The following is a 20,962-nucleotide window of genomic DNA, read 5'->3' as shown; positions in this document are numbered from 1 at the left end:
ATTATAATAAATAACGTCACAGGGCTTGTTATTGAAAAGTCCGAACACGAGATCTCCAACTTGAGACTTTTCTTACAACACCTCCGGTTCGTCGGGAGATCTTTTGACGGGATGTTGGCCAAACTCTCCACGCATAGTAGAAACTACTTTTCCTTGATAGGATGGTTTTTTCTGTGAGGCCTCTCTCGCATCGAGGGACGCTTGAATAACAGGCATAGGAATATTTTCTCTCTTCCCTGCTTCCACTGTCCAATGGCCTTCTCCGGAAGCAGAAGCTTTGCCGGAAATTTCATTTAAATCTTTCCCATATTTTTTATATCCATCATTCATCCATGAAACCAAACTCGAGGTAACCACGCTTCCATGAGAATACACTTCTGTTATTTTTTCCAAATCTAAATTATTAAATTCTTTTGAGTGACGCATGAGGTCAAACCCTTCTGCGATAGCCTGCATCATTCCATATTCTATGCCGTTGTGAACCATTTTCACGAAATGTCCCGCTCCGGACGGACCAAAATGCCCCCAACCTTCCGGCTTGCAAGTATCTTTAAAAAATCCTACACCATCAAATTTATCATACAATTCTTTTTTTCCACCCACCATCATACAAGCGCCATTGAGTGATCCCCCAGGTCCGCCAGAAACGCCGATATCCAAAAATTCAATTCCTTTGGCATTTAATTCTTTAGCTCGGCGCATTGATTCTCGGTACGGAGAATTTCCACCATCCACTATCAAATCACCTTTTTCAAGCATTGGCGCCACTTCATTTATCACTTCATCAACCGCTTGATGAGAAACCATTATCCATACAACACGAGGAGTAGGAAGTTTGGAGACTAATTCTTTTATACTGGATGTTCCGACAGCGCCTTTTGCCCCTACTTCTTTGACGCTTTCCGGACTTCGATTATAAGCGACGATGTTCCAACCTGCACCTAACAATCGAAAAACCATATTTTTCCCCATTCTCCCAAGCCCAATATAGCCTATTTCTTTTTTCATAATTCTTATAGACTTTTCTTTTTAATATTTCTTACAGTTTTTTTAGCAACTTTATTCACTCCTTTCCATTCATCTTTCATTTTCTTGGCAAGAGCTTTTATATCTCCTTCGTGAATTTTATATTGTTTAGCGTAATTTGAAGAAATGGCATTTACGACGTCGTCATAAATAGGGGCGGTAACCTTCCTGGCTTTTTTTACTTCTCTGTCTATCTCTTTTTTCATCTTGGAGATCAAAGCTTTTGTTTTCTTTTGGTGCACTTTAGCTTTGGGACCGAATAAATAATATACTCCAGCTCCAACTGCGCTAATAGCTGCTGCCCCTGCTGCTCCCACTGCTACCTTTTTCCCAACTGACATTTTTTTGTTATTTTTTTTCATCCCGTTTAGAAATCATACTATCTGTACATTTATTTTTATATATAAAGACAGTTGATTATTGTTAATTTAATAATATTTTCCCGTTTTGTAAATTTCTAACGGGATTAATCTTCACGACCCTTGCGACTTTTTCTTTTTTTTCTTAAAAAGAAACTAAATAATGCACTATCTCGTAAATCTCCCAACATTTCTTTCGTAGTATCACCAATTTCATTTATATTATCTTCTATTTTATCCATAATCCTTGAAAAGGCGCGAGTGATGCGAATAAGGTAAAACAAAAATATCGCTGTTAAAATCCACAAAACAACAAAGCCCATAGAAGATATAAAAAAGAAAACTTGAGATTGTAGAAGTGTGTCCATGGGTATATTATAAACTATATGGAGCTTCATAACAAACTGGAAGAAAAATTCCGCCTAGATGTAAATCAAAAAAGAGCTTTGCGTAAATTAAATATTTTTTCAGTGGCAGATTTGCTTGGATACTTCCCTGTCAGATATAGCGATATGAGTGAAGTAAAAAATATTGCAGATCTTGTTGCTGGCGATATGGCTACGGTCTACGGCAAAGTATCAAAACTGAAAACAAAAAAAGCTTTTCGATCTCATATTCCTATGGCTGAGGGTGAAATAGAAGACCTGTCTGGAAAAATAAAAATAACTTGGTTCAACCAAGCTTATTTAGCCAAAATGATGAAAGAAGGAGAAAATGTGAAACTTACAGGGAAAGTTAGCCAAGGGAAAAATAGTATTTATTTGGCGAATCCAGAATTTGAAAAATTACCCAATATGCCGATAGATATGCACGATACTCTATTCACAAAAAACAAAACCTCCAATTCTGGTTTTTCTTACCCTATTTACGCTGAAACTCGAGGCATTACTTCTAAATGGTTTTATCACGCAATAGAAAAAATATTTAAAGATAAAACATTAGATAACATCCAAGATTATATCCCAGACAATATTCTTAAAAAATATCACTTACCGACTTTAAAAACTGCGCTTGTTTGGATACATAAACCAAAAAATAAAAAGGATGCGGAGTCTGCGCGCAAAAGATTCGCTTTTGAGGAAGTTTTCTGTATCCAGCTGGAACGCCAACACGATAAATTTGAATATAGAAAAAATAAATCTTTCCAAATAAAAGTGGGACCTCTTGCTTTAAACGTAGATAAATTTTTATCTCGTTTCCCTTTTGAACTAACTGTCTCACAAAAAAAAGCTATAGAAACAATACTGAATGACATGGGAAAAACTTTTCCAATGTCTCGCTTGCTTGAAGGCGACGTAGGGAGCGGCAAAACTGCCGTCGCTGCCACCGCGGCTTATGTAGTTCAAAATCAAAGACCCTTCGATAACACTTCTGGCAAATCTCAAACTTTTGGTAATCTACAAACAGCCTATATGGCACCGACAGAAATATTGGCCACCCAGCATTTCGAATCTTTTATAGAATATTTTAAACATCTACCAATAAACATCGGACTCATCACTGGATCAGGTTGTCGTAAATTTCCTTCTAAATTAAATCCTAGCGGTTGGACCACTATCTCTCGCGCCCAACTATTAAAATGGGTAGCAAATGGAGAAATCCCAATTTTAATCGGCACCCATGCGCTTATTCAAAAAACTGTAAAATTTAAAAATTTGGCTTTTGTGGTAATTGATGAACAACACCGTTTCGGCACAGCCCAACGAAGGAAACTTGTCCACAAAGATAACATTGCACCACACCTGCTCTCAATGACTGCCACCCCCATACCCCGCACACTTGCGCTCACAATATATGGTGACTTGGATTTATCTCTTCTTGAGGAAATGCCTCTGGGCAGAAAACAAATAATTACTGAAATAATCACCCCGAATAAACGCAATGAAACTTATGAAAAAATTCGCCAAGAATTAAAAGCTGGCAGACAGCTGTATGTTATTTGCCCGAGAATCAACGAACCAGATCCAGAAAAAGAATTAGCTCTCAATGTAAAATCAGCAGAAGCCGAGGCTAAAAGATTAAAAAAAGGGGTTTTTCAAGAATATGAAATAGGAGTTTTGCACAGTAAAATGAGCAAAGAAAAAAAAGAAAAAGTGATGCAAGAATTTACCGAAGGGAAAATAAATATATTGTGTGCTACCTCTGTGGTAGAAGTGGGGGTTAATGTTCCAAACGCGACAGTAATAATAATCGAAGGGGCTGAACGTTTCGGCCTAGCCCAACTTCACCAACTTCGCGGACGCGTCATCCGAAGTTCCCATCAAGCTTATTGTTATATTTTCGCTGAAGCGAAAAGCGAAAAAACAATTGCTCGCTTAAAAGCTTTAAAAACCGCCAAAAATGGTTTTGAATTGGCTGAATTAGACCTAACTATCCGCGGTGCAGGAGAACTCGGAGGTACGAAACAATGGGGTATCACCGATCTCGGCATGGAAGCCATAAAGAATATAAAAATGGTAGAAGCCGCCCGCACAGAAGCCATAGCTCTAATAGAAAAAGATCCAGAACTCTTGAAATACCCCCTCCTAAAACAAAAAGTGCACCAAAAAACCAGCGAATTTCATTTCGAGTGATTATTTATAAATATCATGACTACCAATTGCATGAAAATGTACAGAATTAGTATCAAAAAAAGTAAAACCTATACGATAGTTATAAGAAATAGAAAATGCCCAGTACTCCTGCATAGTTCCATGCAATTTATGTGTTTTTAATTTAGGATTAAATGGATTTTCTCGAAATAATTTCTCACATTTTAGAGCAGATTCTTTTATCTCTTTAGGTAGCTTTTTAAATTGCTTTATAAATTTTGGAGAATACTCGATTTCCATAAATTTACATCAAATCTTTTAATGAACGAAGTTTTTTACCCTTACCAGCAGCAAACTCTCGCTCACTTTCCATAATATCCTTAATAAGCTTGTCTTCCTCAAGAGCTCTAACAGCATCACGAAAAAACTCACTAGTAGAAGAATAATTATAATCTTTTATCATGCGATCCACATTCTTTTTTTGAAGTGGTGGCATTGAAATGTTTAATGTTGTTCTCATATTTCAAGTGTAGCACAATGTGCTACAGAATGTCAACTATTTATACTCCGGTTTGATTTCTTCTTCGCCTTCTAAGTGGCTCGCGATGCGAGCTAAGGCGTATAGTAAACTAGAGAGTCTATTAAGATATGTCAGCGTCTCAACGCTGATTTTTGTTTTTCCTTCCTCTTTTGCATCTATCACCCTCCTCTCCGCGCGTCGCACCAAGGTTCTAGAAATATCCAGCACTGCTCCATCTTTTGTGGCGCCACTGATAAAAAAAGTTTTAATAGGCGGTAAGATTTTTTCAATTTCATCCACTATTTTTTCTATTTTTTTTACTTTCTCTCCTTCTATGGAAAGAGTCGCCCCGGCGACTTCTGCTTGCACAATAAATAAATTCTGCTGAATCTCTAAGATAAGGTCAGGAAATTTTATTCGCTCACCTTTAATTTCAAAAACTTTATCTTTGGTTCTAGCGCGGGCTAAACCTAAAAAAGAGTTCGCTTCATCGAGCGCGCCTAAGGCTTCAGCCACTATGGAACTTTTAGAAATACGCTGATCGCAAGCAAAAGTTTTCGTTGTGCCGTTGTCTCCTTTTCTAGTGTAGAGCATAAATTTATATTACTACAAAACTCTTTCTTGGTATAGTTTTCTGTCAACACGCATAAAAATCTGCTGATTTTTTGCTATGCTCGGCTACCCGCCTGCGCAATGTTTCCATAAAACTACACCTGCAACGAGTTTTGTAGTTACAATTCGCAAACACCAGAAACACAAGCAAACTCTTTCGCTCCAGTGGTGTTGTCTGTCGCTTCATATTGAGAAAGTTTTGAGAAATCAATCTTGCCAATATTTCGAGCGCGCCTCTCGTATTCTTCTTTGGTAATTGCTTCATACGGAGCTAATTGATAAACATGCTCCGATCGAGGAAGGAAAGAAAGCCCGCCGATCACATCCCAGTTTTCGTAAACGAAATTTCCAACAGCGAGCCATTCATCCGGACCGACATAGATCGTCGCGGATGGATTGTGTTCCACGAAATGCTCCTTGAGTCTTTTCCATTCTTTAATCAAATCAAGGGCTGAAACTTCGTCTTTGAAGATTGCTCCTGCTGGCGCTTTGACTGGAAATTCTAAAACGTAAGTGGTTGCGGATTCGGAAGACTGACCGACTTCCGGTAAACAAGGTACCCCTTGGTCTCGAGCCATTTGAAGTAATGTGTCGGTGTGAGAAATTCGTACTCGGCGAATAAAATACGGAGCATACCAAGGATGCATACCAGAACCGACTCCCAAGAGCTGACCGGAATTGCCATGGGGCTTCACGCAAGTTATCGCGGTAGAAGGATTGATTCCGAAGCGTTTCGCATATTTTTTATTTGTCTCAATAGAATCAAGACGAAGAATGTCCAATACTTTATCATTTCTAATAAGAGGATTGTCGTAATAACCTGTGAGGGATACGCCGAGCAATCTTTCTTCTTCACAATTTTCTTTCCATTTTTTTGAAAGATAACCAAAATTCGTCAAAGTAGATTGATAAGTCCCGAGCAAAGTCGCTAATTCCATTTTTCTTTTGAGAGTTTCAATGGTGTCCTTTGGCCGAATCACGATACTGGTCAAATTACAAAATTGTTTGGAACGCAAATAAATTTCTCCACAAGGATTCATTCCTATTTGTCGTTCATCTTTTATAGCTGCCCACCTGCGAGCTGGTAATTGTTTTTCTAATCCGCCTCGATTGAAAATCCCACGCTCCCCGGATTTAGATTTCACTAAAGCAGTCCATTCATTTAGAAACTCTTCAGCTGATGGTTTAGAATTATAGACTGCGGAATTGTTTGCCATAGAACGTTGACCCTCGGTTAAATAAAACTGTCCTTTTTTGGCATCTCGCATCTCTTTGTCTTCTAATTCAGAAAGAGAAATCAAAGCGCTACGCCTGACTCCTCCTGCCACCACGATCATTCCAATCTGACAAATAATATCATGCATGTCTAGATTTGAAAGACGACGGCCTTGTTTTGATAAAATTTTACGTCTAGCGAATTCCATTAAATCCATCAAGGGTTGTGGTCCGGAGGCCCTCCCGCCTGCTGTTTCGAGCCGTGCTCCAGCTGGTCTGATCGCAGAATAATCAAATTTCACATCCTTGCCATCAAACCAAGCTTTGAGTCCTAAAACAAAAGCATTCGCCCAGCCTTCTTTGCTGTCATGAACTATATGAATTGTTGGCTTTTCTTTTGTTTGTTTTTTTATTTGGGGAAATTGTTGAACATTTTCCCATTCAACGGCAAAGCCGAGACCAGCCCCACACATGGAAATATACATTATTTCACCTAAATCTTGAGGACAAGTTGGAGCAATATATGAACAATTATACGCCCAAACATTAGACTCACGGCAAGCTTTTCCAGCAGACCACAAAAGACGCATAGAAGGGCAAATATCTTGATTTAAAATGGCCTGGCGAACATCCACATATTCTTTAGCGGTAAGTTTATCTCCCATATTCTCTTTCATAAAAGACATAAAGCGATCAATAGCCTCGATCCAGGTCTCTCTGCGTCCCAGCTCTGGAACCCACCTGGAATAAAATTGGTAAAAAATATATTCAGAATAAGGACTGCTAAAATACTTACTGGATTCTTCTACAGCCAGCCGGACAGATTCAGGCACAGGACCGAAAGCAGCGCGAAGCTCTGAACGTTTATTGCGGTAAAGAATATATTTTTTAGCGGTATCGGTAAAATTGTTTTTCATTAATTCTTTTTCCACTAGATCTTGAACCATCTCAACGGTAGGTAAAAATTTTGCTCCTTTATGCGCACTTACCAAGCCGGCTTGAATCTTTAAAAGATTTCTAAAAACGCGCTTAGCGACTTCTTGTGATTCTGCCTCTCCTCCTTCTCCTGTCACCTCAAAAGCTTTCAAAATTGCTCGAGCCACTCTCCCTAAATCAAAAGAAACAACCTCACCAGTTCTTCTTCGGATTGATTTTATTTTTGCTAATTCACTTTTTAAAATTTTTTCTGTTTTTTTCATTTTTTTAAATTATTTTAGGATTAAAGATGTTAGAGGGTGATAACAAATTTTTTTCTTTTTTCTTAATTAAATTTTTGTAAATCGCAGGAGATAAAATTAGGGCAAAAATTACATTACCTGTCAGGTGAAGCGCGGTAAATGGAATTTGGCCGAAGAAAGACTGGGTGAATGATTGATGAAAGAAAATAGGACCGACTGTGAACCCGGTAAACGCATCAAAAAAAAGCGTCCCAAAAATGGCAAAACGGACATAATCCCATCTGCTGCCTTGATATTTTTTAAAATAACTCGCTGACCACAAACCAAGCACTCCATATGCCCCGACAGTAAAGAGCGTCTGTATTCCCATAGTGCCAGTTAATAAATCGTAAATAAAAATACTCAAAACAGCAAAAGAAAAACCAATAAATGCTCCATAAGCTTTTGAAAAAGGCATCATCGTCGCGAGGATAGGCTCAACGTTCGGCGCACGGAACGGAATCAACCGAACGACTAAACACAAAAGGAGAGCAAAGAAAAACTTCGGGGAGAATTTAGAATAATTTTCTTTAACTACACTCATAAAAATCATTATACACGAAACTAGTCCTCTTAGGTAAGGTGTATAACCATGATTTTTAGCATTAAAACACAAAATAAAAAATTATAAATATCCAAAAATCACCTATCTAAATATAGCCCATTTATTATAAATATTTTTGAGTCTTTGGGAGGTACCTTTTACAAGATTTTAGAATATTGGGGATAATTTTCTTTAACTAATTTAACCCAATTACCCGTTTCACTACCCCCTCCCATGTCATTTTTATGATACACAAGCAAAACACAAACTTTGTTTATATTTTTATGAATAGCGACAATACATCTATTGCCAGAACCATGACGAGATTCTTTCGTACCAGAAATCTTAAATTCTGTTTTACAAATAGCAATGTCTGCATTTTTATCAGTAATATATTCCGCAATACTTTTACTAAATAAAACATCAAAAAACTTAAACTCTTCTTTTATAAAAAAGAAAGTGCTATCCCATGCATTTTTATATTTTTTCGAAAAAGTTTTTATGAAATGTCTTTCGGAAAAAGGCTCAAACACCACTTCGTATTCATTAGTAATATTCATGCGGATCTTCCTGTGTTATTAAGCCAAGAGTGATAATTTCATTTTTTTTAGCGCATAAATATGGAAGTTGATTGTGAGTAAACTCAACGATTTCTTTAGTTTTTTTATTTTTCCATTTGTGATTAACATCTGTTATTAGTTTTAATTCTTCTTTCTTTATTTCAGATAAAGAACTTTTTCCGCCAGCGCGAGTTTGAGATACGAGCATGGCGCCTTCTTTTGTTTGTTCTATCTCAATTTGACCATTTTGATATAGCTCATCTATTATACTAAAATATGATTCTGCTACTGGACCATATTGGATTTTTCTATATTGCATACCGCTCATACTGCGCAAACGATAATAAAACCAACCAGCATCTGCAAGATACACAAGTTTTGCAAGTTTAGTTTTTGGAATTTTTTTGTCTAATCGTAAGAAAGCCAAGATCATTTGCTTGTACTTTTCATAATTCGGAGATTCTCCTCCCTCTAATTCTTCAAAAGAAACACCCAAAACTCCGGAAAGCTTTTCAAACTCTCCCAAGGTTAATTCTCTTTTGCCTTGTTCTATGCTTATATAGGAAGGTCTAGAAATACCTAATTTATTAGCCAAGAAAGACTGAGAAAGTCCACGCTCTTTTCTAGTAGTTTTTATAAATTGTGCATATTTATTACTCATGTAATTAGTATATAGATAAATGTAAAGAAGTCAAGCATGTTATGTAAAACTTCTTGACATTTGGCTTTTTAGAGATTTTTTAAAAAAGACTCTTCGTGTCCGTCCTCTTGGATTCGAACCAAGGACCCCAGAGGTATAAGCTCTGTGCTCTAACCAACTGAGCTAAGGACGGATGTTTCTATAACATCTTTCTTTTTTAACATAATACCATGAGCAACCAAAATTTTCTCGTAGTCTTCCTGTTCTAAAGTTTCCACTTCTATAAGTTTTAAAGCAATGGCGGTAAATGCTTTTTTGTTTTCTTCCAACACTTTTTGCGCAGTCTTTAACCCATCATTTATGATTCTCGAAACTTCTCTATCGACTTTAGTGAAAACGGCTTCAGAAAATTCTTTTTCAGCAGACATTTCACCATATTGAGACCTACCGGGAGAATCCACTAAAGCTATCGGTCCGATAACATCGGACATCCCCCATCTCGTCACCATCGCTCGCGCTAGATTTGTCGCTACTTGCAAATCACTCGACGGTCCGGTGGTGATGTCTCCGAAAATCATTTGCTCAGCCACATATCCGCCGAGGGACATAGCGATGTCATCAATAAATTCTTTTTTGGATTGCAAACGTCGTTCTTCAAGCGGTAACTTTAAAGTATATCCCCCGGCATTTCCGCGAGCGATAATAGAAACTTTGTGCACCGGATCTGCATGCGGAAGCACCGATGCCACGATCGCATGCCCGGCTTCATGGTAAGCAGTAATTTCTTTTTCTTTTTTGGAAAGTAAATGACTTTTTCGCTCTGGACCAAGCATCACTTTTTCAATCGCGCGAATCAAATCAAATTGAAAAACTTTCTTGCGATTTTCTCGAGCCGCCAAGATGGCGCCTTCGTTCATAAGTGAATACAAATCCGCGCCGGAAAAACCGGGAGTGCGTTCAGCAATCAATTTCAAATTTATATCTTCAGCTAACGGTTTTTTTAATGCATGAATTTTCAATATCTCTTCGCGATCGGTACGATCAGGCAAATCAAGCATAACTTTTCGATCAAAACGCCCTGGACGAATGAGTGCCGGATCTAGCACGTCTGGCCTATTAGTCGCTGCCATCACTATTACTTTGTCGTTCGGCTCAAAACCATCCATCTCTACTAAAATTTGATTTAAGGTCTGTTCGCGTTCGTCATTCCCTCCTCCGAATCCTCCTCCGCGAGTACGGCCTATGGCGTCTATTTCATCTACGAAAATAATAGCAGGCGCCGCTTTTTTGGCCATTTTAAAAAGATCTCGCACTCTAGAAGCTCCGACTCCGACAAACATTTCCACAAACTCACTTCCAGAAAGATGAAAAAATGGCACGTTCGCTTCTCCTGCCACTGCTCGCGCGAGCAAAGTCTTGCCAGTCCCTGGGGCGCCGGTTAAAATGACTCCTTTGGGAATTCTGGCTCCAATATCTAAAAACTTTTTGGGACTTTTTAAGAAATCTACTATTTCTTTTAATTCTTCTTTAGCCTCTTTGCAACCAGCCACATCTTTAAAGGTGACCCGATTGTTTTTATCATCCGGATTCGTGAGACGAGCTTTGGATTGTCCAAAAGTAAAAGCCTGCATTCCTGCGCCCTTGACTTGCCGAGACAAATACCAAAAGAAAATTAAAATAAAAATTATCGGCAAAATAAACGGCAGCAAATTTACCAGCCAAAACATAAAACCACTCTCGTTTTTTATTTGAATGTCTGTTTTTGCAATCGCGGCAGATGTTACCCCATAATCAAAAAGTGTTTGCGAAAGCGGCGCGCCGACTTCTTTTTTAGATTCTTTAACATCGCCATTTTGATAAGTGATAGTGAGCTTATCCCCTTCCACTAAGATGGTTTTGACATTCCCTGCCACGACACTATTGGCTAATTCAGAAATCGAAACTTGGGGAGTTGTTTTCCCGTCTCCAGACACCACTAAATAAAGCGCTGTAATGAGCATAAAAAAAACTATCGCGCCGGCAATATTCCCGCCGAAATTGCTCTTGGGTGGAATTTTTTTTCCTTTATTATTTGGTTCCTTTTTGTTGAAAAAATTCAAATCCATAGGATGATAATAGCACAAAATACATGAAAAGAAAATTAAAAAAAAATAAAAAGAATTTGTGCTAAGATAAACTTATGGCAAGCTATGCGGAAAACCGAAAAGCGCGATTCAATTATGAATTCTTGGAAAAATACGAGACTGGTATTGAGCTTTTGGGTACAGAAGTAAAATCTGTGCGTGGAAGGCAAATGTCGCTCGAAGGAGCTTTTGTTATTATTCGTGGAGGGGAAGCATTTTTAATCAATGCAAATATTCCACCATACCAAGTAAAAAACTCACCCAAAGACTATGACCCGCTTCGCAATAGAAAGCTTTTGCTCACTAAAAAAGAAATAGCGGAACTGGCAGGAAGTGAGAAAAATAAGAGTTTGACAATAGTACCAATTTCAGTGTATAATAAAAACAGAAAAATCAAAGTTGAAATTGCTTTAGTAAAAGGTAAGAAAAAATTTGATAAACGAGAAACTATAAAGAAACGCGATACTGATCGCGAGATTCGTAGAACCTTGAAAAACTAAAATGTTGGAACATAACTTTTGCAGGGGTTTCGAGGCTGTCGAGCCGAGAACTTCAGGAATTTTTAAGCTTCAAAAATTCCGTACCGGAAAAAGATATGTTCCAACATTTTTTATAAACATGGGGATGCCAGGCATAGACAGTTGGCCATTTGTTATTGATGCATATCGAGCATGGACGTAATCTCGTAAAAATTCGTCCAAATGTTAATTGCAAAATTGACTGCTAAAGCAAAAGCTGCACTTTCTCCTTACTTCGGTATGAAGGATTTCGCTTTCGCTCCAGCCTTCGCGTAAGCTCGGCTGGTGTCTCTCTTATAGACTTCCGATATATAAGATGAGGCATAATATTATCGGGATAGAGAAAAGACTGTTCTGACTTTTTTTCGAAACAAAAGAACTCGATTAAAAAATATTTGGCTCGCTTAAGAATTTTTTAATCTAAACAAAAAAGCGCGCTATATATGTAGACTTCTTTACAATAACCTTCTGCACGGGGATTCAATTTCCCCCATCTCCACAAAATCAAAAAACACCCTGCAGGGTGTTTTTTGATTTAATTATTTATCTATTTCTTATCTGGGATAATTTCCAAAACCACTTCTATGGGCAACTCAGCAACTCTATTAAACCTATTTTCTATAAGATCTTTAAACTCAATAGCAATTAGATAATCCCCAGACTTACTTACTGGTAATGATTGAAAATTAGTTCTAACTCTAAAATTTTTAATGTTTTTTTCTATTGCTAATTTTTGATTGGAAGTAGATATAATTTTACCTTCAGGACTAATAAGCATTACTTTATAATCAAGTGTTTCAACTTTTCCAGTATCTTGGCGAGCAAAACGACTAACAACCTGAAAAGGAATTTGAAAAATAATATCTTCTTTGTTGTCTTTTTTTATTTTTTCTAACTCAGATTCTTGTATTTTAAAAGTAAATTTTTCAATTGCATTGAAAAAACTTAAATTATTTGTATCTTTATCAAGAAGTGAATTAGAACAAATTATAGACCAAACATGATTAAGTGAATTTTTCATTTTTTATATTGTGTTTATTATTAACTGACTATTATTTGACCTGTCCCCTACAAAGTATGGAGTGAGAGTTGGAAAATCATATACATTATTAGTAGAATTCGGAGCATTTGTATTAACGATATGATTACTCTGTTTTTCCATAAAAGCGAATTTGGGTGGCAAAAGATAGGTATTGAAGGCTTCGGCTACGCGTTTTAAAAAAGATAAACTTGGTAGAGAATTCCCATTTTCCGTCCTTGCTATATTTGATTGACTTGTACCAATTTTTTTTGCCAATTCTTTTTGAGTAAGACCTTTTACCAATCTCGCCTCTTCAAAATGTCTAGCAACTTGAAAAGCTAGATCTTTCTTAACCTCAAGATCAATATAGGGTTTATTTTTTAATATTTCTTTTTTTATATCTCCTATTTTCATGTTATTTTTTGTAATTATTAATATCCAATAAAGATGCTTTTGTTTTTGCTATTTTTAATTCTCTTCTTGGTATCTGTTGGGTTTTTTTCTTAAAAACATATATTAGTATAAGTTTATCTTTACACACTACACCAAAAAATCTTAATTTAGTTTTAGCTATTGGGATCCTGAGCTCATATAGAGATCCCTTCAACTTTTCAATTTTGTGTTTTTGTATAAGTTCTAGAATACTAAATTTTTCATAAGTCTCCATTCTTTCAAAAACCTCAACTCGCTCCATATCAGTAAAATTAGATTTCAAAAAATCGCTAACTTTCTGACCATCTTTATTATTTTCAGGAATAATAATTTCCATATAGTTATTTTTAATATTCGACCTACAATTTTCTTATTTATCGTAAGATATCAATAATGATATACTATGCAAATAATTAAGTCAAGCCATTTTGTTGAAATTGCACATAATGTTTGACTTTAACGTCCAAATAAGCTAATATTCCTTGTGTAGTCAAAGCCTACTATATCAATTGCGAGAAAGAATAAACAACCAAATACGAGCGAAAGAACTGCGGGTTTTAGACAGTGAAAATAAAAATCTCGGTGTTTTAAGTATCAGAGATGCTTTAGAGCTAGCTCAAAGCAAAGGATTGGATTTAATTGAGATATCCCCGAATGGCAATCCCCCAGTCGCCAAGCTGATGGACTTCGGCAAATACCAATATGAAACTGCCAAGAAATTAAAAAAGGCTAAGGCTAGCTCAAATAAGACGGAAACCAAGTCCATCCAAATAAAAATAGGCACAGGAGATCATGATTTAGAGCTGAAAGCAAAAACTGCTTCAAAGTGGATAAAGGAAGGCCACAGAATCAAAGTTGAGCTTTTCCTCGCAGGACGCGCGAAATATATGGATGAAAAATTTTTGAGAGAACGTTTAGATAGAGTTTTACATTTAATTACCGAAGATTATAAAATATCAGATAATTACAAAAGGGGTCCAAAAGGTTTAACAACAACAATAGAGAAAAAATAATTTATGGGAAAAGGAATGAAAACAAATAAATCATACAGCAAGAGATTAAAACTTACGAAAAACGGAAAGATAATTTCCCGCAAGCCCGGTTTTAATCATTTCAATGCAAAACAATCGCGCGGAACCCAGCTCGCCGGCAAAAAAGGGCAGAATTTTGTTATTAAAAACAAACCAAAAAGTCACTTATTACCATTTAGTTAGACCCCTCCCCAACCCCTCTCCATAATCTGAAAATTATGGAGAGGGGCGAAGGGGTGAGGTAAATTATATTCATGACCAGAGTAAAAAAAGGAGTACATGCGTTAAAAAGAAGAAGAAGTGTTTTGAAACAGACCAAAGGAATGCGCCATGGACGTTCTACCAAGGAACGCCTAGCAAAAGATGCGCTTCTGCATGCTGGAAGTTATTCTTTCGCCCACAGAAAAGATAAAAAATCTCACAATCGCAAACTCTGGAATATAAAAATCAACGCCGGCGCGAGAGAGCTCGGTATGTCTTATTCAAAATTGATCGGTGCCCTTCATAAGAAAAACATAATGCTGGATAGAAAAATCCTTTCTGACTTCGCAGAACATCACCCAGAAACTTTTGCTAAAGTTTTAGCAGCGATAAAGTAAGAAACTATAAAAAACTCAAGATAAATCTTGAGTTTTTTATAGTTTCTTACTTGCTGGGCATTGGAGTTTTTGTAATTTTGTATTCCGGTATCTTGTCTTTTCTAACAAGGGCAATAACGTCTTCTAAAAGTTCCTTTGGATCATTCCCGACGACTATTTTAGAATTTGGGCGATGCCCCTTGGCAATAATCTCTTCAAGTTCTGCTCCCATTTCCCATGTACCTTTGAAAATACCAATAGGTTTTCCATCTTCAAAAGCAACTGTGAACTCGTGAATAGTACCTATGCGCCCGCAACCGCAAATAACTGCGTCAGAGCTGCGAGTAAGTAAAAGATCGCGCCCGGGATAACCAAAACCAGTATAAATAATCAAATCCATATAATCTAGAGGAAGCTTGTACACTTCGACGTGTTCTTTTTCTGAAGCTGCAGGAGATATCCCCACAGAAATCCCGCCTGCTTCTTTCGTTCCCATCGCTGCCCAAAAAGGAAATCCGGTCGTGGCGCCTGTTACAAGCACGGCTCCCTGACGCGCAATCTCGCGTCCAAGTTCTTTGGCTTTTTCTAGTGCGTCTACTCCGCAATTTCCTGTCTCCGCCGCGCCTGAAACACAAATCTTTATTTGGTTATGTCCATGTTTGTCTGGAAAATTAATTTTAGAATCCATCCCGTACGAAGTAGGAAATCTTTAGATTTCCGTAGTTAAATTATTAATAACGACTTTAAAATACTGTCTTAGTATAACATTTATTATGACTTTAATTAACTGAAGGACTTCGTACGGGATTAACATTCCAAAACCACGCTCTCCCCTCTCTCCGGAGCAAAAGCTTCAAGGCCTAAACAATCTCTTAATTTCTGAACTAAAAACATCGATGATTTTGGCTCTCCCATAACCACAAAAACTTTCTTGACTGTATCTTCCATATCTCCCACAAAATTTACAAGCCCATCCGAATCTTTGTGTCCTGAGTACCCAGAAATCTTTACAATATGCGACCTTATGGCCACATCTTCTCCAGTTATTCGCACTGTCTTCATTCCTTCCTCTATTAGACGCCCCGGGGTGCCGACAGATTGATACCCAGTCAAAAGCAAAGTATTGTTTGGGTCTGGCAAATAATGTCTTTCATGATGCACGATACGTCCGCCAGTCGACATTCCGGACCCAGCGATAACTATTTTAGGATTGGGCACATTTCTAATCATTTGCGATTCTTTGGATTGCAAAGTGTCGTGAAGCCCCGGAAAATCAAAAAGATGTCTACCAGGATGTATCACTTTTTGCGCATTCTCATTAAAATAACTTTTATATTTTTTGAAAACTTCAGTCAAACGAATAGCCAAAGGAGAATCTAAAAAAATAGGCATCATTGGAATGCGATTATTAGTGACCAAATCATCCAATTCAAACAAAAGCTCCTGAGAACGCTCGAGAGAAAAAGTAGGAATAATTAATGTACCCTTTCTTTTATAATTATCTTCAATTGCTTCTTCCAAGAATCTTTTGCGATCTTCTCTCGACTCGTGATTCCTATCTCCATAAACACTTTCAATTATTAAATAATCCGCATCAGTGACTTTTTCTGTATCAGGAAGGATCGGCGAAGGACTGTTGCCTAGATCTCCGGTAAAAAGAATTTTCTTTCCATTATAAAGAAACTCAATCATCGCCGAACCTAAAATATGCCCGGCATTTAACATAACAACCTCTAAATTATCTGTGATTTTTATCGTCTCGTGATAGGTAAAGCCCTGCCAAAGCGATAAAGCTGATTTTATATTTTCCGCTGTGTAGATTTTATCTAAACCGAGGGCAGTGTAGTTGCTCAAGATGCCTGCAGTATCTTCAAGCATAGGCAAGGCAAGTCCTTTTGTCGGTTCGGTGGAATAAATTTTTCCATGGAATCCGTCATTGATTAATTTTGGAATCCTTCCCAAGTGATCGATGTGCCCATGGGTCACAAAAAGAATATCTATTTCTTTCGGATCGTATATAAAAGGCTCCCAATTGATGGCGTCATCCATTTTGTCTCCTTGAGTAAGACCGCAATCGACTAGAATTTTCTTGCCGTCAATCTCTAAAAGAAAATTAGCACCCGTTACTGTGCCTACCCCCCCGCAAAATGTTATTTTGGCTGTTTTTTTCATTTTTTTAAGAACGGTTCTTAAGAGAGTTTCTCTAAGAACCGTTCTTTGATAATATCACAAAAAAAACTTATGTAAAAGAAAAAATCCGCCAAAATAAATTAAGATAAATTTAAGTAGCGGAGTTCTTCTTAGGACTATCTCTGATGTATTACCGTAGCTTTAAAGCTAAGTGGGTGTTAGACGCGTTGGGCCAAGGCCTAAAGCGATCGAAACTCCCATAAATTAGTGTTCTAGGTAATAATCGGAAATAACCCTACCTTGAGTATATGCTATTAAAATTTTTTGGCAACAAATTTTTTCAAGACACCACAACTTTTTTACTATTTCAAATAATTTTTTAATCAAAAATTAATGTTACAAAAAACAAAATCCTCTTTCGAGGATTTTGTAAATTATTTTCTTGAATGATGTTTTTGGGTTTGAGTAAACTTTTCGTGTACTGTTTCGTAATCAAAAAGTTCATTATCGGAGAACCAATGCGCAATTTCTAACTTTGCTTCTTCTGTATCACCAGAAGCGTGTAGTAAGTTTGGCAACCCAACATCCTCTTTGTCAGCATGAGCAAAACTCATATGAGAATAATCCCCTCGGATAGTACCAGGTAAAGCGCTCTTTGATTCTGTAGGACCAACCATTTTTCTTATAAAAGAAACTGCTTCTACTCCCTCTAACACGGTAGCTATGACAGGACCTTCACTCATCATTTCAACTGTTATATCAAAAATCTTTTGATTATGGCGAGAAATCATTTTGCCTATAGTTTCATAGTGATGAAAATAATGTTTTTGATCCGGTCTCAGCATTTTCATACCGACAATTTTAAATCCGGCTTTTTCAAAACGAGACAATATTTCCCCTACTAGCCCTCTCTGCACTGCATCAGGCTTAAAAATAACCAATGTTCTTTCTTGTGTGTTTGTCATAATAAGAATATCTTAGCAGAAAAAAATAATTTTGCAAAAGTATTCCTCCCCTCCTTGTCGAGGAGGGGCTAGGGGTGGTGATTCATTTTTACTCCATCCCCGAATACCTTGCCATGATTTCCGCCTCTACTTCTTCTCGGTCTCGGCCAAATTTTAGATAGGAAAGTTCTTTTAAATTATCTACAATATCTGGATTGCCTTTTTTTGCATCTAAAGTTTTTAAATTAAATGGCTTTGTTGGTTGGCCATTTACTAGCATACTTATATAAGCATTTCGATTCTCAAGCTTGGTAATATCTCGAGCAGAAAATTGAGGCTTAAATTTCGGCTCTAAAAAAGTGGCGTCTTCGGTGCCCACTCGAAATACTGCCATGGATCCGACGTTGCCAAAAACAGCATTTTTAATATTTTCTTCAAGCTGAGTGATATACTGGTGCGCAATATTTAAAGACAGTCTATATTTTCGAGCTTCGGATAAGATAGAAGCAATGGAATCCGTGGTAACATTTTGGAACTCATCAATATATAAATAAAAATCATTCATAGGTTTGCCAAACATATCCACGCGAGAAAGCGCTGCCATTTGAATCTTACCGACGAGCACCAGACCAATTAAGTTCGCATTAATATCTCCCAGTCTACCCTTAGAAAGATTTACTAGAAGAATTTTCTTCTCATCCATAATTTTCCTGAAATTAAAAACAGAATTTTGTTGAAGCACTACTGGACGCATGATGTCATTGCTGATAAAGTTGTCGAACTTAGAAGAAATGTAAGGCACAAAGTTCGCGAGCGATTGATCCCCCGTCGTTTGTTCTGCTGAAATCCAAAATTGTTTGATGATAGGATTCTTGCATTTAGCGAGCTTCATATCACGAAAACTTTTATCACCCAAGACACGGGTAATCTCAAGCAAAGTTGAACCAGACTCCGGATCTTCCATCACTAAAAAGGCGCTATTCCTAAAATATTGCTCAAACATCGCTCCGCCTCCGACTTTCATATCGAAAAGCTTGTTGAAGATTCCCATCATTTCATTCACCACAAAAGTTTTCTGCTCCGGATATTTCGGATCATATTCGAGCATATTGAGGCCCATTGGTCGCGCAGTATAAGCTGGATCAAAATAAACCACATCTTCAATGCGTTCTTTTGGTATTCGAGAAAGGATCGTTTGAATATCGGTTCCATGCGGATCAATATAGCAACACCCATCTCCATTTTTAATGTCCTGCGTTATCATATTGAGCATAATGTTCGTCTTACCAGTACCAGTCTGGCCGATGACATAAAAATGCCGCATGCGATCTTCGCGCGCAAGGTGAATTTCGGTATCTTTGCCTCTATAACTGTTTACCCCAAGAATTACTCCCTCTTGGCCCATTTCTATCGGAGCAGGAGCAATGCCTGCTTTGGCTTCTCTTAATTGTGGCTGGCTCCCCATTCCGACTGGGAAATGAAATACTGAAGCAAGCTCTTTTAAATTCAAAGGCAATATTTTATCGGCAGAAAATGTACGATAAGAAAAATCATGGAAAAGTTTTTTTAATTCGCCTCCTCTTGCTTGTTCAAAAACAAAAGAGTTGCTGGCTGCTTCGGAAAACTGATTAAAAGAAGATTCTATTTCCCGTAAAATTGCCTCTGCGCGCTCCGGCGTCCCTCCCGAAGCGATCACTCGAATATTCGCTTTCATGATAGTGCTTTTTATCTTGTTTCCTATCTTTTCAGCAGCACCCTCATCTACCGCGCGCCTGCCTTTCATATATTTTTCTTTTTTCTCGTCTTCGCTTTTTTCTTTATGACCGAACATTAAGCCTTTGCCTGCTTTTAAAAAAGCTTTATTGAATTTGTAAAAATTATCATCTGCATGTTTTACCGAAGTACCGTCTTTAACATCATCTAAAATTTTGTGAAATTCATTTATGAATTTATCTCCGGCTGGCGCTATCACGAGCTGAATCGCCGCGCCTTCTCCTGATGTTTGCAATTTAGAAAAAACATTCAAGATCGGATTCATAGGATCATGCTCAATATTGTCATAAGTTTTGATCGGCATCACTGCGCGCTCGGTAAAACTCGCATAAGCGCCAACTGACCCGCCGTTCTCGCTGAAAATATTGTAATCATCCGCGACTTCTTTGATTTTTGCATAGTGATAAAAAGCCAAAATTTGTTTTTCAAAAAGCGAAAGATATTTATTGGGAATAGCTGCATAGACGACGACTTCATCGCTTTGATTGCCGAGGGCTATCTCCAAAGTAAAATAGTTTTCTTTTTCATTATATTTGCCTTCTCCGATGGATTGCATTCCAGCGTAAAATTGTTCCATGGCGCCGATAAATTCTTTAAAACTTTTCGATTTGTCTGCTTCTTCCTCTGGTGGCGGAAGAGTAATTTCGAAAAGGGTCATATGGAGAGCCTTATAAATAGGAGAATCTTCTCGCAAATCTAATTTTGCCACCCCAGTTTTTAGATACTGAATAAGAATTCTGTGAAAATCATCATCCACGTGTGGATTGTTCATCATTTCCACCACAGAAAGGGCATTGCGAACTCCTTTAGTAATAACAATTCCCAAAAGTTCTTCCATCACGCTATCATGAGATTCCGGCTTTAGTTTTAACACGATACCTTCCGCCTCTTTTTCATTTATTAGATTATTTTTATGAATTAATTGTTCGGCTGGTATATTTTTATATTCACTGATTACGCCATGGGCAGCATTCTCTGTAGCATGTTCTATATGCCCTGTGTTTATAAGCTCTTCCTCTCTGGCTTTCACATGAGCACGCAAATAATCCAGCTCCTCGTCAGGACTTTTAAACTTCGGCATCTCTCTAAAGAATGAGGGATTCATCCCGTTAGAAGTAGGAAATCTTTAGATTTCCGTAGTAAATTAAATAATAAAGACTACAAGACATGACTTCATTATATCACTAG

23 protein-coding genes, 1 tRNA gene and 1 other RNA gene are annotated in these 20,962 nt (G+C 37.4%); 6 read left to right on the top strand and 19 right to left on the bottom strand.

Annotation, left to right across the window (positions count from 1 at the left end; all coding sequences use genetic code 11):
- Positions 1 to 72: 72 nt before the first annotated feature.
- From gnd to PHT16_01425, 3 genes are all read right to left on the bottom strand, one after another.
- On the bottom strand, positions 73 to 1,008 hold the full coding sequence (gnd, locus tag PHT16_01435; GenBank protein ID MDD5721093.1) for a decarboxylating 6-phosphogluconate dehydrogenase: 936 nt from the start codon (positions 1,006 to 1,008) through the stop codon (positions 73 to 75).
- Between the two features lie 5 nt (positions 1,009 to 1,013).
- Complete coding sequence (locus PHT16_01430; protein ID MDD5721092.1) at positions 1,014 to 1,388, bottom strand: hypothetical protein; 375 nt, start codon at positions 1,386 to 1,388, stop codon at positions 1,014 to 1,016.
- Between the two features lie 104 nt (positions 1,389 to 1,492).
- Entirely contained in the window at positions 1,493 to 1,753 is a 261-nt protein-coding gene (locus PHT16_01425) for a hypothetical protein (GenBank protein MDD5721091.1), read from the bottom strand.
- Positions 1,754 to 1,771: 18 nt separating this feature from the next.
- Here PHT16_01425 and recG point away from each other — a divergent pair, with 18 nt between their 5' ends.
- The gene (gene recG, locus PHT16_01420; GenBank protein MDD5721090.1) at positions 1,772 to 3,958 is read left to right on the top strand and encodes an ATP-dependent DNA helicase RecG; all 2,187 of its coding nucleotides are present in this window, start codon (positions 1,772 to 1,774) and stop codon (positions 3,956 to 3,958) included.
- On the opposite strand, the gene PHT16_01415 is transcribed toward recG, so the two are convergent.
- The 9 genes from PHT16_01415 to ftsH form a co-directional block, all read right to left on the bottom strand.
- Positions 3,959 to 4,216, bottom strand: a complete 258-nt coding sequence (locus tag PHT16_01415; protein ID MDD5721089.1) for a type II toxin-antitoxin system mRNA interferase toxin, RelE/StbE family — start codon at positions 4,214 to 4,216, stop codon at positions 3,959 to 3,961. It abuts the gene before it with no gap.
- A 4-nt stretch (positions 4,217 to 4,220) separates the two neighbouring features.
- On the bottom strand, positions 4,221 to 4,436 hold the full coding sequence (locus PHT16_01410) for a ribbon-helix-helix domain-containing protein (GenBank protein MDD5721088.1): 216 nt from the start codon (positions 4,434 to 4,436) through the stop codon (positions 4,221 to 4,223).
- Positions 4,437 to 4,472: 36 nt separating this feature from the next.
- Positions 4,473 to 5,030 (bottom strand): cob(I)yrinic acid a,c-diamide adenosyltransferase, encoded by a 558-nt coding sequence (locus PHT16_01405; GenBank protein ID MDD5721087.1) that lies wholly within the window; start codon positions 5,028 to 5,030, stop codon positions 4,473 to 4,475.
- 137 nt (positions 5,031 to 5,167) lie between these two features.
- The gene (locus PHT16_01400) at positions 5,168 to 7,462 is read right to left on the bottom strand and encodes an ATP cone domain-containing protein (protein ID MDD5721086.1); all 2,295 of its coding nucleotides are present in this window, start codon (positions 7,460 to 7,462) and stop codon (positions 5,168 to 5,170) included.
- A 4-nt stretch (positions 7,463 to 7,466) separates the two neighbouring features.
- On the bottom strand, positions 7,467 to 8,024 hold the full coding sequence (locus tag PHT16_01395; GenBank protein MDD5721085.1) for a hypothetical protein: 558 nt from the start codon (positions 8,022 to 8,024) through the stop codon (positions 7,467 to 7,469).
- A 158-nt stretch (positions 8,025 to 8,182) separates the two neighbouring features.
- The gene (locus PHT16_01390) at positions 8,183 to 8,584 is read right to left on the bottom strand and encodes a hypothetical protein (protein MDD5721084.1); all 402 of its coding nucleotides are present in this window, start codon (positions 8,582 to 8,584) and stop codon (positions 8,183 to 8,185) included.
- Entirely contained in the window at positions 8,571 to 9,245 is a 675-nt protein-coding gene (locus tag PHT16_01385; GenBank protein ID MDD5721083.1) for a DUF4065 domain-containing protein, read from the bottom strand. The genes PHT16_01390 and PHT16_01385 overlap by 14 nt, the downstream gene beginning before the upstream one ends.
- Positions 9,246 to 9,343: 98 nt before the next feature.
- Positions 9,344 to 9,417: transfer RNA gene (locus PHT16_01380), tRNA-Ile, on the bottom strand.
- Positions 9,395 to 11,329 carry an ATP-dependent zinc metalloprotease FtsH gene (ftsH, locus tag PHT16_01375; GenBank protein MDD5721082.1) on the bottom strand — a complete coding sequence of 645 codons (1,935 nt, stop codon included), beginning with the start codon at positions 11,327 to 11,329 and terminating at the stop codon, positions 9,395 to 9,397. The genes PHT16_01380 and ftsH overlap by 23 nt, the downstream gene beginning before the upstream one ends.
- 74 nt (positions 11,330 to 11,403) lie before the next feature.
- Between ftsH and smpB the strand changes: the two genes are divergently transcribed.
- Together smpB and ssrA are read left to right on the top strand one after the other, a co-directional pair.
- Complete coding sequence (smpB, locus tag PHT16_01370) at positions 11,404 to 11,847, top strand: SsrA-binding protein SmpB (protein MDD5721081.1); 444 nt, start codon at positions 11,404 to 11,406, stop codon at positions 11,845 to 11,847.
- A gap of 120 nt (positions 11,848 to 11,967) precedes the next feature.
- Positions 11,968 to 12,367, top strand: a transfer-messenger RNA (tmRNA) gene (ssrA, locus tag PHT16_01365).
- A gap of 45 nt (positions 12,368 to 12,412) precedes the next feature.
- On the opposite strand, the gene PHT16_01360 is transcribed toward ssrA, so the two are convergent.
- The 3 genes from PHT16_01360 to PHT16_01350 are packed head-to-tail and all read right to left on the bottom strand — an operon-like array spanning position 12,413 to position 13,655.
- Positions 12,413 to 12,886: a hypothetical protein gene (locus tag PHT16_01360; GenBank protein MDD5721080.1), complete on the bottom strand. Its 474-nt coding sequence runs from the start codon at positions 12,884 to 12,886 to the stop codon at positions 12,413 to 12,415.
- Between the two features lie 3 nt (positions 12,887 to 12,889).
- On the bottom strand, positions 12,890 to 13,300 hold the full coding sequence (locus PHT16_01355; GenBank protein MDD5721079.1) for a helix-turn-helix transcriptional regulator: 411 nt from the start codon (positions 13,298 to 13,300) through the stop codon (positions 12,890 to 12,892).
- A 1-nt stretch (position 13,301) separates the two neighbouring features.
- Positions 13,302 to 13,655, bottom strand: a complete 354-nt coding sequence (locus PHT16_01350; protein MDD5721078.1) for a type II toxin-antitoxin system RelE/ParE family toxin — start codon at positions 13,653 to 13,655, stop codon at positions 13,302 to 13,304.
- Between the two features lie 172 nt (positions 13,656 to 13,827).
- On the opposite strand from PHT16_01350, the gene infC reads away from it, so the two are divergent.
- From infC to rplT, 3 genes are all read left to right on the top strand, one after another.
- Positions 13,828 to 14,331: a translation initiation factor IF-3 gene (infC, locus tag PHT16_01345; GenBank protein ID MDD5721077.1), complete on the top strand. Its 504-nt coding sequence runs from the start codon at positions 13,828 to 13,830 to the stop codon at positions 14,329 to 14,331.
- 15 nt (positions 14,332 to 14,346) lie between these two features.
- Positions 14,347 to 14,532, top strand: a complete 186-nt coding sequence (locus tag PHT16_01340) for a 50S ribosomal protein L35 (protein ID MDD5721076.1) — start codon at positions 14,347 to 14,349, stop codon at positions 14,530 to 14,532.
- 71 nt (positions 14,533 to 14,603) lie between these two features.
- Positions 14,604 to 14,948 carry a 50S ribosomal protein L20 gene (gene rplT / locus PHT16_01335; GenBank protein MDD5721075.1) on the top strand — a complete coding sequence of 115 codons (345 nt, stop codon included), beginning with the start codon at positions 14,604 to 14,606 and terminating at the stop codon, positions 14,946 to 14,948.
- Positions 14,949 to 14,994: 46 nt separating this feature from the next.
- On the opposite strand, the gene PHT16_01330 is transcribed toward rplT, so the two are convergent.
- The 4 genes from PHT16_01330 to PHT16_01315 form a co-directional block, all read right to left on the bottom strand.
- Positions 14,995 to 15,615: a hypothetical protein gene (locus PHT16_01330; protein MDD5721074.1), complete on the bottom strand. Its 621-nt coding sequence runs from the start codon at positions 15,613 to 15,615 to the stop codon at positions 14,995 to 14,997.
- A 119-nt stretch (positions 15,616 to 15,734) separates the two neighbouring features.
- The gene (locus PHT16_01325; GenBank protein MDD5721073.1) at positions 15,735 to 17,099 is read right to left on the bottom strand and encodes an MBL fold metallo-hydrolase; all 1,365 of its coding nucleotides are present in this window, start codon (positions 17,097 to 17,099) and stop codon (positions 15,735 to 15,737) included.
- 392 nt (positions 17,100 to 17,491) lie between these two features.
- Entirely contained in the window at positions 17,492 to 18,022 is a 531-nt protein-coding gene (locus PHT16_01320; GenBank protein ID MDD5721072.1) for a nucleoside-diphosphate kinase, read from the bottom strand.
- 88 nt (positions 18,023 to 18,110) lie between these two features.
- The gene (locus tag PHT16_01315; protein MDD5721071.1) at positions 18,111 to 20,879 is read right to left on the bottom strand and encodes a type IV secretion system DNA-binding domain-containing protein; all 2,769 of its coding nucleotides are present in this window, start codon (positions 20,877 to 20,879) and stop codon (positions 18,111 to 18,113) included.
- Positions 20,880 to 20,962 lie beyond the last annotated feature (83 nt).

The sequence above is a fragment of the Candidatus Paceibacterota bacterium genome (genome assembly GCA_028718635.1).
Lineage (GTDB): Bacteria > Patescibacteriota > Minisyncoccia > Phycocordibacterales > UBA9973 > UBA9973.
Note: the sequence above shows the minus strand (reverse complement) of the source record. Positions and strands in the feature narration are given on the sequence as shown.

Coding starts and splice junctions, on each gene's coding strand:
- gnd (MDD5721093.1), bottom strand. CDS start 1,008: ATGAAAAAAGAAATAGGCTATATTGGGCTTGGGAGAATGGGGAAAAAT.
- PHT16_01430 (MDD5721092.1), bottom strand. CDS start 1,388: ATGAAAAAAAATAACAAAAAAATGTCAGTTGGGAAAAAGGTAGCAGTG.
- PHT16_01425 (MDD5721091.1), bottom strand. CDS start 1,753: ATGGACACACTTCTACAATCTCAAGTTTTCTTTTTTATATCTTCTATG.
- recG (MDD5721090.1), top strand. CDS start 1,772: ATGGAGCTTCATAACAAACTGGAAGAAAAATTCCGCCTAGATGTAAAT.
- PHT16_01415 (MDD5721089.1), bottom strand. CDS start 4,216: ATGGAAATCGAGTATTCTCCAAAATTTATAAAGCAATTTAAAAAGCTA.
- PHT16_01410 (MDD5721088.1), bottom strand. CDS start 4,436: ATGAGAACAACATTAAACATTTCAATGCCACCACTTCAAAAAAAGAAT.
- PHT16_01405 (MDD5721087.1), bottom strand. CDS start 5,030: ATGCTCTACACTAGAAAAGGAGACAACGGCACAACGAAAACTTTTGCT.
- PHT16_01400 (MDD5721086.1), bottom strand. CDS start 7,462: ATGAAAAAAACAGAAAAAATTTTAAAAAGTGAATTAGCAAAAATAAAA.
- PHT16_01395 (MDD5721085.1), bottom strand. CDS start 8,024: ATGAGTGTAGTTAAAGAAAATTATTCTAAATTCTCCCCGAAGTTTTTC.
- PHT16_01390 (MDD5721084.1), bottom strand. CDS start 8,584: ATGAATATTACTAATGAATACGAAGTGGTGTTTGAGCCTTTTTCCGAA.
- PHT16_01385 (MDD5721083.1), bottom strand. CDS start 9,245: ATGAGTAATAAATATGCACAATTTATAAAAACTACTAGAAAAGAGCGT.
- ftsH (MDD5721082.1), bottom strand. CDS start 11,329: ATGGATTTGAATTTTTTCAACAAAAAGGAACCAAATAATAAAGGAAAA.
- smpB (MDD5721081.1), top strand. CDS start 11,404: ATGGCAAGCTATGCGGAAAACCGAAAAGCGCGATTCAATTATGAATTC.
- PHT16_01360 (MDD5721080.1), bottom strand. CDS start 12,886: ATGAAAAATTCACTTAATCATGTTTGGTCTATAATTTGTTCTAATTCA.
- PHT16_01355 (MDD5721079.1), bottom strand. CDS start 13,300: ATGAAAATAGGAGATATAAAAAAAGAAATATTAAAAAATAAACCCTAT.
- PHT16_01350 (MDD5721078.1), bottom strand. CDS start 13,655: ATGGAAATTATTATTCCTGAAAATAATAAAGATGGTCAGAAAGTTAGC.
- PHT16_01340 (MDD5721076.1), top strand. CDS start 14,347: ATGAAAACAAATAAATCATACAGCAAGAGATTAAAACTTACGAAAAAC.
- rplT (MDD5721075.1), top strand. CDS start 14,604: ATGACCAGAGTAAAAAAAGGAGTACATGCGTTAAAAAGAAGAAGAAGT.
- PHT16_01330 (MDD5721074.1), bottom strand. CDS start 15,615: ATGGATTCTAAAATTAATTTTCCAGACAAACATGGACATAACCAAATA.
- PHT16_01325 (MDD5721073.1), bottom strand. CDS start 17,099: ATGAAAAAAACAGCCAAAATAACATTTTGCGGGGGGGTAGGCACAGTA.
- PHT16_01320 (MDD5721072.1), bottom strand. CDS start 18,022: ATGACAAACACACAAGAAAGAACATTGGTTATTTTTAAGCCTGATGCA.
- PHT16_01315 (MDD5721071.1), bottom strand. CDS start 20,879: ATGAATCCCTCATTCTTTAGAGAGATGCCGAAGTTTAAAAGTCCTGAC.